The following is a 13,841-nucleotide window of genomic DNA, read 5'->3' as shown; positions in this document are numbered from 1 at the left end:
GCGGGTCGGCGTCTTCGGGCGGGGGTTTTCCCTACCTTCCGCGCGAGCCGGACGCGTGGTCCTGCGCCCGGTCGCGCCACGGCAGCTCCGCGGTGATCGTCGTCGGTCCGCCCTGCGGCGAGACGATCACGAAGAGGCCGTCGACCGACCCGAGCCGCTCCGCGAGCCCCGCCAGGCCGGTGCCGCCGTCCGGCCCGGCCCCGCCCCGCCCGTCGTCCCACACCTGTATGAGCAACCGGTCGTCCGCCCGCCACACCTCGACGCTCGCGGATTTCGCCCCGCTGTGCTTGCTGACGTTCTGGAGCAGCTCGGAGACCGTGAAGTACGCGATGCCCTCGATGGCCGCCGCCGGCCGCTCCGGCAGGTCGGCGGTCACCTTCACGGGCACCGTGCAGCGCGACGCCACGGAGGACAGCGCCGCGTTCAGCCCGCGGTCGGTGAGGACCGCCGGATGGATGCCGCGGGCCAGGTCACGCAGCTCCTGGAGGGCCAGTTTCACCTCGCCGTGGGCCTCATCGACCATCGAGGCGGCGACCTCGGGGTCCTCCAGGAGCTTCTCCTTGGCGAGGCCGAGACCCATGGCGAGGGCGACCAGACGGGCCTGCGCACCGTCGTGCAGATCGCGCTCGATGCGGCGCAGATCGGCGGCGGCGGTGTCCACGACCACGCCCCGGTCCGACTCCAGCTCGGCGATGCGCCGCTCCAGCTCGTCCGAGGGACAGAGCAGCCCGCGCACCATCGCCCGGTCGACGTTGGTAAGGCCCCGGACGACGAAGGGCAGCACCGGCCAGAGCACGAACAGCCCCGCGATCGTCACGGCGAAGGTGAGCACCCCCCACGGCAACCGGATGAACGCGTACAGCATGGTGCGCCACCCCACCGGGTCCTTCAGGCTCGACCAGAGCCAGCCGAAGACGCCGATGCCGCCGAACACCGGCATCGGACTCGGCTCCTCGACGTGCACCCCGAGCAGTTTCCTGGCCCGCGCCCGCTCGGCCCTGCCCAGCAGACGCGCCCCCGACAACCCCGCCGCGAGCAGCGGCAGCCCGACGACCGTGACCGTCAGCGGGACACCAACGGCCAGCACGACCACCGCGTAGACGAAGCCGGCGATGCCGAGCGGCAGGTTCACCAGGAGGTGGGCGATCTCCTTCCAGGTGTGCCGGTCGTACGCGAATCGCGCGGGCGGCGGCCGGTCGTCGTACGAGGGCCCGGGCGACTTCGGGTCGTCGGGCAGGGGCATGGCGCGTGCGGTCATACGCGCCAGAGTGCCCGGCGCGCCGCCGTAACGCCATGAGGTCCCCTCCCGGGTCACCGGGGGGATAACCCCACCCCGCCCGGCCTGAAGCCACTCCGCCCTGCCCGAAGCGTGACACTCTGCTTACTCCGTCTTTAGCAGGCCCTAGACTCCCGTGCGTACAGATCGTCGAACAGGCTCGGGACCACGGGCGGCCAGCTCGGGATCAAGGGCGGTCAGGGAGTGAGGACTGACGTGAGTGAGGGGCTGACGTGCACGTGACGAACGTCGCGGCGAGCTACTACCAGTCGTACTCCGTCGTCGGGCTGCTCGCCGTCGTGGGCGTGCTGTTCGTCGCCGTCGCCTTCGGCGCGGGGCGCCTGCTGCGCCCGGTGGTGCCCACCCCCGAGAAACTCCTGACGTACGAATGCGGCGTCGACCCCGTCGGCGAGGGCTGGGCCCACACCCAGGTCCGCTACTACGTCTACGCCTTCCTCTACGTGATCTTCGCCGTCGACTCGATCTTCCTCTTCCCCTGGGCGACGGTCTTCGCCGCGCCCGGCTACGGCGCGGCGACGCTCGTGGAGATGTTCATCTTCCTCGGCTTCCTCGCCGTGGGCCTGCTGTACGCATACAAGAAGGGCGTCCTCACATGGACGTGAGTGCCGTGACCTCCGCTCCCGTGGAGACCTCCGCTCCTGTGGAGACCCCCGCTCCCGTGGACCTTCCGGAGCCGAAGCGGCTTGGGGTGCTCTCCCGCCTGGCCCCCGAGCCGATGAAGGTGGTCCTCAACTGGGGCCGCCGGTACTCCCTGTGGGTCTTCAACTTCGGCCTCGCCTGCTGCGCCATCGAGTTCATCGCCGCCTCCATGGCGCGCCACGACTTCATCCGGCTCGGCGTCATCCCGTTCGCGCCGGGGCCGCGCCAGGCCGACCTGATGGTCGTCTCCGGCACGGTCACCGACAAGATGGCCCCCGCCGTCAAGCGCCTGTACGAGCAGATGCCCGAACCGAAGTACGTCATCTCCTTCGGCGCCTGCTCCAACTGCGGCGGCCCCTACTGGGACTCGTACTCCGTCACCAAGGGCGTCGACCAGATCATTCCGGTCGACGTTTACGTGCCCGGCTGCCCGCCGCGACCCGAAGCGCTGCTCCAGGGCATCCTCAAGCTCCAGGAGAAGATCGCCGCCGAGTCGCTGGGGGAGCGGTACGGCAACGGCACGGGCGGTAAGGGCACGGACGGCAAGGGCACCGACGCCAAGGGCACGCGGCCCTCCGCGGCGGCGCTGCGCAGTGGTCTCGTCCAGGGCCCGGCGGCGCCCGAGACCCGGTCGGCGCCCGGGACCCGGTCGGCGCCCGAGGCCCAGGTTCAGGAAGGTGACCGGTGACCGGCTGGCTGCCGAGCCCCGTCGAGGAGCTCTTCGGCGCGGAGGCGACGGCCGAGGAGTCGTACGACGTACTGACCGTCGACGTCCCCCCGGCCCAGTGGACCACCGCCCTGGAAACCGCCCGCACCACGCTGGGCTGCACCTACTTCGACTGGTTGAGCGCGGTCGACGAGCCCGGCACGGGCTTTCGCGTCGCCGCCCACGTCGTCGCGCTCTCCCCGGTACGACGCCTCCTCCTGCGGACGACGGTCGCGCACGACGCGCCGGTGCTCGCCTCGGCCGTGGACGTCTACGCGGGCGCCGCCTGGCACGAGCGCGAGACGCACGAGATGTTCGGCGTGACGTTCGAGGGCCACCCCGGGCTGACCCCGCTGCTGCTGCCCGAGACTTTCGAGGGCCACCCTCTGCGCAAGGATTTCGTCCTCGCGGCGCGCGTCGCGAAGGCCTGGCCGGGCGCCAAGGAGCCGGGCGAGTCCGAGCACGGCGGCCCCAAGCGGCGCCAGATGCTGCCGCCCGGCGTTCCCGACCCCAACGAATGGGGCCCCCTGAAGGGCCAGCTCCCGGCCGCCCCGGCCCGCCCGGCGCGGACCGCTCGTGCGGCGGGCGCTGCCGGTCGTGCGGCGGCCGGTGAACGCCCGGTGCGGCGGGCCCGCTCGGTGAGCGAGGGCTCGGCGAGCCAGGCGGCGACCCCGCCGGCGACCGGCGCTTCCGGTACCGGGGGAACTCCGCCTGCGGACCAGGCGGCCGCTGATTCCGCCGAGGTCCAGCAGCCGGCGGCCCCGGCCCGGCCCCCACGGCGCTCGCGCAGCGTCAGCCAGGGCTCGGCGTCCCAGCGGGCGGAAGTTACGCCTTCTTCGGAGACGGGCGCCTCGCCCACGGACGCGGGTGCCTCGCCTACGGACGTGGGCGTCTCGCCCACGGATGCGGGAACCTCGCCCACGGACGCGGCGTCAGCGACGCCGACACCACCACCGCCGATGCCGGAGCCGACTCCCGCGCCCAAGGCGTTCCCGGCGACCGAGGCAGCTCCCGCGCCCGAGGCGACCCCCGCTGCCGAGGCGACCGCGCCCCCGGCGACTGACGCGTCCCCGGCCACGGAGGCGACGCCCGCACCCGCCCCCGCGCCCGAGCCCAAGCGGCGCCCCGCCCCGCGCAGCTCCGACGCCCCGTGGCACCACGCCCGCCCGACCTTCGACGACGCCGAGCGGTCCGGGGCCGAGGCCGAACAGCCCGAAGGTGCGAAGCCGCCTCGCCCCGCTGAGCCCGAGCCGAAGCCCGAGCCCGAGCCGAAGCCCGAGTCCGAGCGCCCCGCACCCGACCCCGACCCCGAGCGCCCCGCGCCCGGCACCGCCGAGGACCCGGAGAACGGCGAACGCCCAGGAGGCACCGAGTGAACGACGCCCTCGACGTCGCCCTGCGCCTAGTCATCGTCTTCGCGGCGTTCCTGGTCCTGCCCCTCGTGGTCGGTCAGACCGAGCACAAGGTGATGGCCCACATGCAGGGCCGCCTCGGCCCCATGTACGCCGGCGGTTTCCACGGCTGGGCCCAGCTCGTCGCCGACGGCGTCAAGTTCGCCCAGAAGGAGGACATCGTCCCGGCCGACGCCGACCGCCGCGTCTTCCAGCTGGCCCCCGCGATCGCCCTCCTGCCCTACCTCCTCGTCCTGGTCGCGATCCCGGTCGGCCCCGGCGAGGGCGCGGTCGGCGAGGTCGTCGACGCCGGCATCTTCTTCGTCCTCGCGGTCATGGGCGTCGGCGTCCTCGGTTCCCTCATGGCGGGCTGGGCCAGCGCCAACAAGTTCTCCCTCCTCGGCGGCCTGCGCACCGCCGCCCAGCTCCTCGCCTACGAGCTGCCGATGCTGCTCGCCGCCGCCTCGGTCGCGATGGCGGCGGGCACCGTCTCGCTGCCCGGCATCGTGGACGCGTTCGAGTGGTGGTGGCTGCCCTGGCAGATCGTCGGCGCCCTCGTCTTCTTCGTCGCGGGCCTCGCCGAACTCCAGCGGCCGCCCTTCGACATGCCCGTCGCCGACTCCGAGATCATCTTCGGCGCCTACACCGAGTACACCGGTCTGCGCTTCGCCCTGTTCCTCCTCGCCGAGTACGCCGGGATCGTCGTCCTGTGCGGCCTGACCACCGTCCTCTTCCTGGGCGGCTGGCACGGCCCGGGGGGCGCCGACGGTCTCGGCTGGGTCTGGACCCTGCTGAAGACGGCCGTCCTCGCCTTCGTCGTGATCTGGCTGCGCGTCTCCTACCCCCGTCTCCGCGAGGACCAGCTGCAAAAGCTCGCCTGGACCACGCTCGTGCCCCTCGCCCTCGCGCAGATCGCGCTCACCGGAATCGTGAAGGTGGCGATCTCCTAACCATGTCTCCCGTCCCCGGATCCGGCCTCGCCAAGGGCCTCGCCGTCACCCTCCGCACGATGACGAAGAAGACCGTCACCGAGCAGTACCCGGAGCACCAGCCCGAACTGCCGCCCCGCACCCGGGGCGTCATCGGCCTGTTCGAGGAGAACTGCACGGTCTGCATGCTCTGCGCCCGCGAGTGCCCCGACTGGTGCATCTACATCGACTCCCACAAGGAGACCGTCCCGCCCGCCGCCCCCGGCGGCCGTGAGCGCAGCCGCAACGTCCTCGACCGCTTCGCCATCGACTTCTCCCTCTGCATGTACTGCGGCATCTGCATCGAGGTCTGCCCCTTCGACGCCCTGTTCTGGTCACCGGAGTTCGAGTACGCCGAGACCGACATCCACGAACTCACCCACGAGCGCGACAAGCTCCGCGAGTGGATGTGGACGGTGCCGGCCCCGCCCGCCCTGGACCCCGGCGCCGAGGACCCGAAGGAACTCGCCGCCGCCCGCAAGACCGCCGAAAAGCTGGCAGCCGCCGAAGCCGCCGAAGCCGCTGCCTCCCAGCCGTCGGGCAGCACCTCCTCCGAGCCGACGGCCGCCACGGCCACCACGCCCGAGCCGCCGGCCGGCCCCGAGACGAAGGGCGGGGAGTCGTGAACATCGCCGCCGAAACCCACGGCTTCCTCTCCCCGACCGGCGTCGAGATCGCCTTCCTCCTCGTCGGCCTCCTCACGCTCGGCGCGGCGGTCATCACCGTCACGACCAGGCAGCTCGTGCACGCCGCCCTGTGGCTGGTCGTGGCCCTGGGCGGCCTCGCCGTCGAGTACCTCCTGCTGACCGCGGAGTTCATCGCCTGGGTGCAGGTCCTCATCTACGTCGGCTCCGTCGTGGTCCTCCTCCTCTTCGGTCTGATGCTCACGAGGGCACCCATCGGCCGCTCCCCGGACGCCGACTCGGGCAACCGCCCGGTCGCGCTCGCGGTGGCCCTCGTCGCCGCGTCCGCCCTGGTCTGGGTGGTCGTGGACGCCTTCCGCACCACGGTGATCGACCTGGACGGCGCCGCCCAGGGCTCCACCCGCCTGAGCGGATCGATCCTCTTCCGGCACTGGGTGCTCCCCTTCGAGGCGCTCTCCGTCCTGCTGCTCGCCGCCCTGGTCGGCGCGATCGCCCTGTCCCGCAGGAACGCCGCGGCGGATGCCCGGGCCACGGACCGCGAGGAGAACCGCTGATGCACCTCCACCTCGCCTATCCGGCCGTCCTCGCCGTCCTCCTCTTCTGTGTCGGCCTCTACGGCGTACTCGCCCGGCGCAACGCGATCCTGGTCCTGATGTCCGTCGAGCTGATGCTCAACGCCGTCAACCTCAACCTCGTCGCCTTCGACGTCTGGCTCCGCGACTCCCTCCACGCCGGCCAGGCGCTGACCCTGTTCACCATTGCCATCGCCGCCGCCGAGATCGGCATCGGCCTCGCCATCGTGCTTGCCGTCTACCGCAACCGCGGCACCTCCGCCGTCGACGCCCTCCGCGACACCGCCGAGCCCTCCGCGCCCGACGAGTCCCAGGAGTCGCAGGAGCCGGACGAGTCGCGGGAACCTCAGCAGTCACCGCAGTCACCGCAGTCACCGCAGTCACCGCAGTCACAGAAGGCCGAGGCCACCGCGTGACCACGACCACCCTCGCCGTCCTCGTCCCCCTTCTGCCGTTCCTGGGCGCGGCCGCCGGCCTGATTTTGGGCCGCCGGGCTCCCGGACTCGTACGCCCCCTCGCGGTCCTGCCCACCCTGACGGCGCTGCTGCTCGCCGTGCTCGTGGCCGTCCGCCAGGGCGGCGGTCACTCGGTCGACGCCGCGACCGAGCTGACCCCGACCGGTTCGGTCCCCGTCGAACTCGCCCTGCACATCGACGGCTTCGCCGCCCTCGTCGCGGTCCTGGTCGGCGTCGTCGCCTCCTGCGTGCAGATCTACTCGACGGGCTACCTCCGCGAGGACCCGCGCTACCCCTCCTACGCCGCTCTCGTCTCCCTCTTCACCTCCGCCATGCTGCTCGTCGTCTACTCCGGCGACCTGATGGTGCTCCTGGTCGGCTGGGAGATCATGGGCATCTGCTCGTACTTCCTCGTGGGCCACTACTGGGAGACGCCCGAGGCACGCGCGGCCTCCCTCAAGGCCTTCCTGGTCACCAAGCTCGGCGACGTCCCCTTCCTGATCGGCCTGTTCGCCCTCGCCGCGGACACGGGCTCGTTCCGCGTCACGACGATCACCGCGCGCGTCGCGGACGGCGGCCTGGACCACCCCACCCTGATCGCCCTGCTGCTCCTCGCGGGCGTCGCGGGCAAGTCCGCGCAGTTCCCGCTGCACACCTGGCTGCCCGACGCGATGGCGGGCCCCACGCCCGTCTCCGCGCTGATCCACGCCGCGACGATGGTCGCCGCCGGTGTCTACTTCGTGGCCCGGCTCCTCCCCGTCTTCGCCGCCTCCGGGGCGGCCCTGGTCGTCCTCGCCGTCATGGCCGCCGTCACCATGGCCGGTTCGGCCCTCGCCGCGCTCGCCCAGGACGACATCAAGCGCGTCCTCGCGTACTCGACGATCGGCCAGCTCGGCTACATGACCGGCGCCCTCGCTGTCGGCGACCGCGGCGCCGCCGTCTTCCACCTCCTGTCCCACGGCGCCTTCAAGGCGCTGCTGTTCCTCACCGCGGGCGTGCTGATCCACGCCGCCGGCACCAACTCGCTGGCCGCCATGTCCCGCATGACGGGCCTGCGCGACCGCGTCCCGGACGCCTACTGGACGATGACCGTGGCGCTCCTCGCGCTCGCCGCGATCCCGCCGTTCAGCGGCTTCTTCTCCAAGGAGGCCGTCCTCGGCGCCGCCGAGCACACGGCCACCGGCCAGGCCGGCTCCGTGCCCGCCGCCGCCGGCTGGATCGTCCTCGTCGCCGGTCTGCTCACCGCCCTCCTCACCGCCGCGTACGCGACGCGCCTGTGGCTGCTCGCCTTCCACGGAAGGGGAGCGGAGGTCCCCGACCACGGGAAGCAGCCGCTCGCCATGACGGCCGTGCTGTGGGTGCTCGCGGTGCCCTCCCTCGCCTTCGGTACCGCCGTCGGTGTCCTGCCGGACTGGTTCGACGGCCACTCGCTCTCCCCGACGCTCACGACCTCCGTCCTCGGCACGGGGCTTGCGCTCGCCGGCGCCCTCGTCATGTACGGCGCGTGGCGGCACACCACCGCGCGCGCCGCGCGCGTCCCGCTGGGCGCCGTCGCGGCGAGCCCGGAAGGTGACGGCGGGCAGGTCGAGGCGGAGGCCATCGCCTCCCACGCCCCCGCGTACGGAGACGTCGCCTCGGCCGACGACCCGGCGGACCCCGGCCGGCTGCTGCTCGGCCCCCTGCACCGCCACGCCGCCGCCGGTTTCCGCCTCGACGCCGCCTACGCCGCCCTGTTCGTCCGCCCGGTCCAGGCCGCCGCACGCCTCGTCCGCTTCCTCGACCGCGAGGTCGTCGAGACGTACGTGCGCGGCGCGGGCACCGTGCCCCGCTGGCTCGGCGCGGCCGTCCGGCGCGCGCAGACCGGCAACGTCCAGACCTATCTGAGCGCGCTGCTCGCAGGCACGGTCGTCCTGGCCGTCGCCGCCGTCCTTGTCGCCACCGCCGGAGCGTGAGCAGCCGTGATCGGTATCAGTGAGTCCGTGATGCAGTTTCTTCTGGCGTTGATCGTCGTCGGCCCGCTCATCGGCGCCGCGGCCGCCCTGCTGCCGGCGCCGCCCGGGCTGAAGGGAAAGTCGCCCGACCAGGCCGTGCTCCGCCACGGTGTACTGGTGACCGGCGTCGTCCTGATCGCGGCGCTCACCCTCGCGCTCGGCTTCGACCACGACCAGCCGTCGAAGATGCAGGCCACGACCGATATCAGCTGGATCCCCGCACTCGACGTGCGCATCCATCTCGGCATCGACGGCATCTCGCTCCCCCTTCTGGTCCTGACCGCGCTGCTGACCTTCCTCTGCGCGCTCCACAGCTACTTCAAAATGCCCGCGGGCCCGTCCCCGAAGGCGTTCGTCGCACTGATCCTCGTCCTCGAGTCCGGCACCCTCGCGACCTTCGCCGTGCTCGATCTGCTGCTGTTCTTCCTGGCGTTCGAGATGGTGCTCATCCCGATGTACTTCCTCATCGCCCGCTGGGGCGGTGAGCAACGGACCCGGGCCGCTTGGAAGTTCATCCTGTACACGCTGCTCGGTTCCGTCGTGATGCTGCTGGGCCTGCTCCTGATCGGGCTCAAGTCCGGCACCTTCGACATGGTGGCACTCGCCACTGACAATCGCCTCGGACTGACCACATCGGTGCAGGTCACCGCCGTTTTGGCGATCGGAATCGGGCTCGCGGTCAAGACACCGATGTGGCCGCTGCACAGCTGGCTGCCGGACGCCCACACCGCCGCGCCGACCGTCGGCTCCGTGCTGCTGGCCGGCGTACTGCTGAAGATGGGTACGTACGGGTTCGTCCGCATTCTGCTGCCCATCGCCCCCGACGGGATGCGGGAGTTCGCGCCGTACCTCGCCGCCTTCGCGGTCGTCGGGATCATCTACGGATCGCTGGCCTGCCTCGCCCTCGCCAAGCGCGGCGCGAAGGGCGACCTCAAGCGCCTCATCGCGTACTCGTCCGTCGGCCACATGGGCTTCGTCCTGCTCGGCATCGCGACGATGAGCCCGACCGGCGTGAACGGCGCCCTGTTCGCCAATGTCGCGCACGGCCTCATCACCGGCCTGCTCTTCTTCCTCGTCGGCGCCCTCAAGGACCGCACCGGCACCACCGACCTCGACTCCCTCGCCCAGGGGTCCGGCGCGGCGCTCTACGGCAAGGCCCCCCGCCTCGGCGGCCTGCTCGCCTTCGGCGCCGTCGCCTCCCTCGGACTGCCGGGCCTGGCCGGGTTCTGGGGCGAGATGCTCGCGCTTTTCGGCGCGTTCAAGCCCGCCGACGACCTGAGCCGCCCCGCCTTCCTCACCTTCATGGCGATCGCCGCCCTCGGCACCCTGCTCACCGCCGCGTACATGCTCATCGTCGTACGCCGTGTCTGCATGGGCCCGATGCCGCGCACCACCGCCGAGCCCGCGCCCACGGCGATCGCCGACGTCCACGGCCACGAGTTCGCCGCCTGGACGCCGCTCGTCGCCCTCACCGTCCTCGCCGGACTCTGGCCCGCGGCTCTCCTCGGCCTGACCGACCCGGCCGTGCAGAAGCTCCTCACTGGAGGCAAGTCGTGACCGTGGCCGCCGAAAGCGCCGCAAGCCTCGTCCAGTCCGTCGACTGGCTCGCGATCGCGCCGCCGACCATCGCGGCGGTCGTCGGCCTCGTCGTGCTCGTGGCCGACCTCTTCGTGGGTGACGGCAAGAAGGCGCTCCTCGGCTGGATCTCCGTGGCGGGCCTTGCCGCGGCGGCCCTCGCCCTGCTGCCGCTCCTGGACGACGACCGCTCGACCTTCTGCCTGACCGGCGGCGGCACGCACGCGTGCAGCTACACCGCGGACCGCTTCACCCTGGTCATCCAGCTCCTCGTCCTCGGCGGCGCCCTGTTGGCCGCTCTGCTCTCGATGAGCACCCTGAAGGACGCCCAGAACGGCGAGGGCCAACTCCCGGCGGGGGAGTACTGGTTCCTGCTGCTGTCCTCGGCCGCGGGCGCCGCCCTGCTGCCCGCCTCACGCGACCTCGCGACGCTCGTCGTCGCCCTGGAGGTGGCCTCCCTGCCCGCCTTCGCCCTGGTGGGCCTCAAGTACGGCGACAAGCGCTCCTCCGAAGCCGCCCTGAAGTTCTTCCTCTCCTCGGTCACCGCGACTGCCGTGACCCTCCTGGGCGTCAGTTTCGTGTACGCGGCGACGGGCACCCTGCACCTCACCGAGATCGCGACGAAGCTCCAGGACCCCGAGGTCACCGGCGGGCAGCTGCACACGCTCGCCCAGACCGGCGTCGCCCTGACCCTCGTCGGCTTCGCCTTCAAGGTGGCGGCCGTCCCCTTCCACTTCTGGGTACCGGACACCTACGTAGGCGCGCCCCTGCCCGTCGCCGCGTACCTGTCGGTCGTCGGGAAGGCCGTCGGCTTCACGGGGCTCATCCTCGTGACGGTCGTCGCCTTCCCCTCGTACGCGGACGTGTGGGGCCCGGTGCTCGCCGTCCTCGCGGCACTCACCATGACGGCGGGCAACGTCGCCGCCCTGCGGCAGCAGTCCACGCGCGCGTACAGCGCGGTCCGCCTCCTCGCCTGGTCCTCGGTGGGCCAGGCCGGCTACCTCCTGGTGCCGATCGCCGCCGCCGGATACGCCGACAACGAGGCGGGCGCCGAGAAGGCCGTCGGCTCCACCGTCGCGTACGCCCTGATGTACGCCGCCGTGAACCTGGGGGCCTTCGCCGTGGCCGCGCTCGTCGGCCGCGGCCAGCGCCTGAACCGCGTCAGCGACTACCGCGGCCTGTACGCGCGCAACCCCCTGGCCGCCCTCGTACTGGCCTTCTTCCTGCTCTGCCTCGCGGGTCTGCCGCCCGGCATCATCGGCCTCTTCGCCAAGGTCACGGTCTTCTCGGCCGCGGTCGACGCGGGGCTCGGCTGGCTCGCCGTGGTGATGGCCGCGAACGTCGTGATCGCGCTCTACTACTACCTCCAGTGGACCGCGCTCCTGTTCCGCGCCCCCGAGGGCGAGCCGGCCGAGCACCGCGTACCGGCGCCGCTCAAGGCGGCCATCGCACTGACCGCCGTCCTCGGCATCGCGCTCTCCGGAGCGCCCCAGCTCGTCCTGAGGTTCTCCGACACCGGCCTCTTCTGACACCGCCCCCGGGTGCCCCCGGGCCGTCACCCGCGCGGCCTACACCCGCTCCTGAGCGCACAAGGGAACTAGTGCTCCCCGCCTGGCGTTGACCAGTACGGGAGGGTCCACTGAACAGTGGAAGCACCAGTCGACAGAGGGTTCCCCCACGCACCACCAGGAGGGCGTACCGTGCACCGCCGGCACAACGGGTTGAAGACCGCCGTACTCCTCGGGGGACTGTCCGCGCTCATCCTTGTCGTCGGCAGTTTCTTCGGGCGTACGGGGCTGGGCGTCGGGCTCCTGGTGGCCCTCGGCACCAACGCGTACGCGTACTGGAACAGCGACAAGCTGGCCCTGCGCGCCATGCGGGCCCGCCCGGTGAGCGAATTCGAGGCCCCCGCGCTGTACCGCATGGTCCGCGAGCTCTCCACCCAGGCCCGCCAGCCCATGCCCCGCCTGTACATCTCGCCCACAGAGGCCCCGAACGCCTTCGCGACGGGCCGCAACCCGCGCAACGCGGCGGTGTGCTGCACCGACGGCATCCTGCGCCTCCTGGACGAGCGTGAGCTGCGCGGCGTCATCGGCCACGAGCTGAGCCACGTCTACAACCGCGACATCCTGATCTCGTCCGTCGCGGGCGCCCTGGCCTCCGTGATCATGTTCCTGGCCCACTTCGCCTGGCTCATTCCCGTCGGCCGGTCGAACGACAACGAGGGCCCCGGCCTCTTCGGCGTACTCCTGATCGCCCTGCTCGGCCCGCTGGCGGCCTCCGTCATCCAGCTCGCCATCAGCCGTTCCAGGGAGTACGAGGCCGACGCCTCCGGCGCCCAGCTGACCGGCGACCCGCTCGCCCTCGCGAGCGCCCTGCGCAAACTGGAAGTGGGCACCAAGCAGTTGCCGCTACCGCCCGAACCCCGCCTGGAGACGGCGAGTCACATGATGATCGCCAATCCGTTCCGCCCGGGGCAGGGCATGTCCAAGATGTTCTCCACGCATCCGCCGATGGCGGAGCGCATCGCCCGACTCGAGCAGATGGCAGGTCGCCACCAGTGAAGGCAATCCTCAACGTCATATGGCTCCTCCTCTGCGGATTCTGGATGTTCCTGGGATACCTGCTGGCGGGCGTGCTGCTGTGCGTCACGATCATCGGCATCCCGTTCGGCCTGGCCAGCTTCCGCATCGGCCGCTATGCCCTGTGGCCCTTCGGCTACACCACGGTAGAGCGCCGTGACGCGGGAGCGCCCTCGTGCCTGGGCAACGTCCTGTGGCTGGTCCTCGCCGGCTGGTGGCTCGCCATCGGCCACCTCGTGACCGGCTTCCTCCTGTGCGTCACGATCATCGGCATCCCCCTGGGCGTCGCCAACTTCAAGCTGATCCCGGTCTCGCTCCTGCCGCTCGGCCGCGAGATCGTCCGCACCGACCAGCCGTTCGCCGGGCGCTACTGACGCCGACGGGCCGCGTTGTCAGTGCCGTGGTCCACCATGAACTCATGATGGACACCGAGCAGTTGCTGGCCCGTGTCGCCGCCGCGGCGCGCGCCACCCGCCCCTGGGGCTGGGACACCCTGCCCGCGCCCGTGGACGCGGACACGCTGGCACGGGCGGAGGCCGCCCTGGGCTTTCGCCTGCCGCCGCTGCTCGCCTCGCTGTACACCCACATAGGCGACGGCGGATTCGGCCCGGAGTACGGCCTGTTGCCCCTGCTCGAAGAGAAGTCGTCCGGAGCAGAGCCGCCCGTCGTCGACAAGTACCTCGGGATGCGCCACCGCGACGACTGGGACTGGCCCGAGGGCGTGCTGCCGATATCCCACTGGGGCTGCGCGATGTACGCGTGCGTGGACTGCCGCATGGACGAGGGCCAGGTGCTGCTCTTCGAGCCCAACGGCGGCGACCCCGAGCACGCCTGGTTCATCGACTCCCCGAGCCTCGCGTCCTGGCTCACCGCCTGGCTCGACGGCACCGGCTGGTACGAGGACGCCAACGACGGTGTCGAACTGCCGGAGTGGCGGGACGCCGCGGGGGGCGTGGCCCGCATACAGGCGTGAGGCCTACGCGCGTACCGCGGTAGGGATGTGGGGGGCCTCCGCTCCAGG

General features: G+C 71.9%; 14 protein-coding genes. 13 read left to right on the top strand and 1 reads right to left on the bottom strand.

The window, feature by feature from the left end; translation table 11 throughout:
* Nucleotides 1-31: 31 nt before the first annotated feature.
* Nucleotides 32-1,258, bottom strand: coding sequence for a sensor domain-containing protein (locus ABZ385_RS13960; protein WP_358911440.1), 1,227 nt, complete (start codon nt 1,256-1,258; stop codon nt 32-34).
* Nucleotides 1,259-1,509: 251 nt separating this feature from the next.
* On the opposite strand from ABZ385_RS13960, the gene ABZ385_RS13955 reads away from it, so the two are divergent.
* From ABZ385_RS13955 to ABZ385_RS13895, 13 genes are all read left to right on the top strand, one after another.
* A complete protein-coding gene (locus ABZ385_RS13955) occupies nt 1,510-1,899 on the top strand; it encodes an NADH-quinone oxidoreductase subunit A (RefSeq protein ID WP_358577306.1) in 390 nt (129 codons plus the stop codon).
* Nucleotides 1,890-2,624, top strand: coding sequence for an NADH-quinone oxidoreductase subunit B family protein (locus ABZ385_RS13950; RefSeq protein ID WP_358911438.1), 735 nt, complete (start codon nt 1,890-1,892; stop codon nt 2,622-2,624). The genes ABZ385_RS13955 and ABZ385_RS13950 overlap by 10 nt, the downstream gene beginning before the upstream one ends.
* Nucleotides 2,621-4,018, top strand: coding sequence for an NADH-quinone oxidoreductase subunit C (locus tag ABZ385_RS13945; protein ID WP_358911436.1), 1,398 nt, complete (start codon nt 2,621-2,623; stop codon nt 4,016-4,018). Before ABZ385_RS13950 ends, ABZ385_RS13945 begins: the two co-directional genes overlap by 4 nt.
* Entirely contained in the window at nt 4,015-4,983 is a 969-nt protein-coding gene (locus ABZ385_RS13940) for a complex I subunit 1 family protein (protein WP_358577313.1), read from the top strand. Before ABZ385_RS13945 ends, ABZ385_RS13940 begins: the two co-directional genes overlap by 4 nt.
* Nucleotides 4,984-4,985: 2 nt before the next feature.
* Nucleotides 4,986-5,627: an NADH-quinone oxidoreductase subunit I gene (locus tag ABZ385_RS13935; RefSeq protein ID WP_358911434.1), complete on the top strand. Its 642-nt coding sequence runs from the start codon at nt 4,986-4,988 to the stop codon at nt 5,625-5,627.
* Nucleotides 5,624-6,199, top strand: coding sequence for an NADH-quinone oxidoreductase subunit J (locus tag ABZ385_RS13930; RefSeq protein ID WP_358911433.1), 576 nt, complete (start codon nt 5,624-5,626; stop codon nt 6,197-6,199). The genes ABZ385_RS13935 and ABZ385_RS13930 overlap by 4 nt, the downstream gene beginning before the upstream one ends.
* Nucleotides 6,199-6,633, top strand: a complete 435-nt coding sequence (gene nuoK / locus ABZ385_RS13925) for an NADH-quinone oxidoreductase subunit NuoK (RefSeq protein WP_358911431.1) — start codon at nt 6,199-6,201, stop codon at nt 6,631-6,633. Before ABZ385_RS13930 ends, nuoK begins: the two co-directional genes overlap by 1 nt.
* Nucleotides 6,630-8,624 carry an NADH-quinone oxidoreductase subunit L gene (locus tag ABZ385_RS13920; protein WP_358911429.1) on the top strand — a complete coding sequence of 665 codons (1,995 nt, stop codon included), beginning with the start codon at nt 6,630-6,632 and terminating at the stop codon, nt 8,622-8,624. The genes nuoK and ABZ385_RS13920 overlap by 4 nt, the downstream gene beginning before the upstream one ends.
* Nucleotides 8,625-8,630: 6 nt before the next feature.
* Nucleotides 8,631-10,220 (top strand): NADH-quinone oxidoreductase subunit M, encoded by a 1,590-nt coding sequence (locus tag ABZ385_RS13915; RefSeq protein ID WP_358577325.1) that lies wholly within the window; start codon nt 8,631-8,633, stop codon nt 10,218-10,220.
* Nucleotides 10,217-11,767 carry an NADH-quinone oxidoreductase subunit N gene (locus ABZ385_RS13910; protein ID WP_358577328.1) on the top strand — a complete coding sequence of 517 codons (1,551 nt, stop codon included), beginning with the start codon at nt 10,217-10,219 and terminating at the stop codon, nt 11,765-11,767. Before ABZ385_RS13915 ends, ABZ385_RS13910 begins: the two co-directional genes overlap by 4 nt.
* A 171-nt stretch (nt 11,768-11,938) precedes the next feature.
* On the top strand, nt 11,939-12,802 hold the full coding sequence (htpX, locus tag ABZ385_RS13905; protein WP_358577331.1) for a zinc metalloprotease HtpX: 864 nt from the start codon (nt 11,939-11,941) through the stop codon (nt 12,800-12,802).
* The gene (locus tag ABZ385_RS13900; RefSeq protein WP_358697828.1) at nt 12,799-13,194 is read left to right on the top strand and encodes a YccF domain-containing protein; all 396 of its coding nucleotides are present in this window, start codon (nt 12,799-12,801) and stop codon (nt 13,192-13,194) included. The genes htpX and ABZ385_RS13900 overlap by 4 nt, the downstream gene beginning before the upstream one ends.
* Nucleotides 13,195-13,238: 44 nt before the next feature.
* Complete coding sequence (locus ABZ385_RS13895; protein ID WP_358697826.1) at nt 13,239-13,793, top strand: SMI1/KNR4 family protein; 555 nt, start codon at nt 13,239-13,241, stop codon at nt 13,791-13,793.
* Nucleotides 13,794-13,841: the final 48 nt, after the last annotated feature.

This window comes from Streptomyces sp. NPDC005898, assembly GCF_040629635.1.
In the GTDB taxonomy this organism is placed as follows: domain Bacteria; phylum Actinomycetota; class Actinomycetes; order Streptomycetales; family Streptomycetaceae; genus Streptomyces.
The sequence above is the reverse complement of the archived record's forward strand: the minus strand, read 5'-3'. Positions and strand labels throughout refer to the sequence as shown.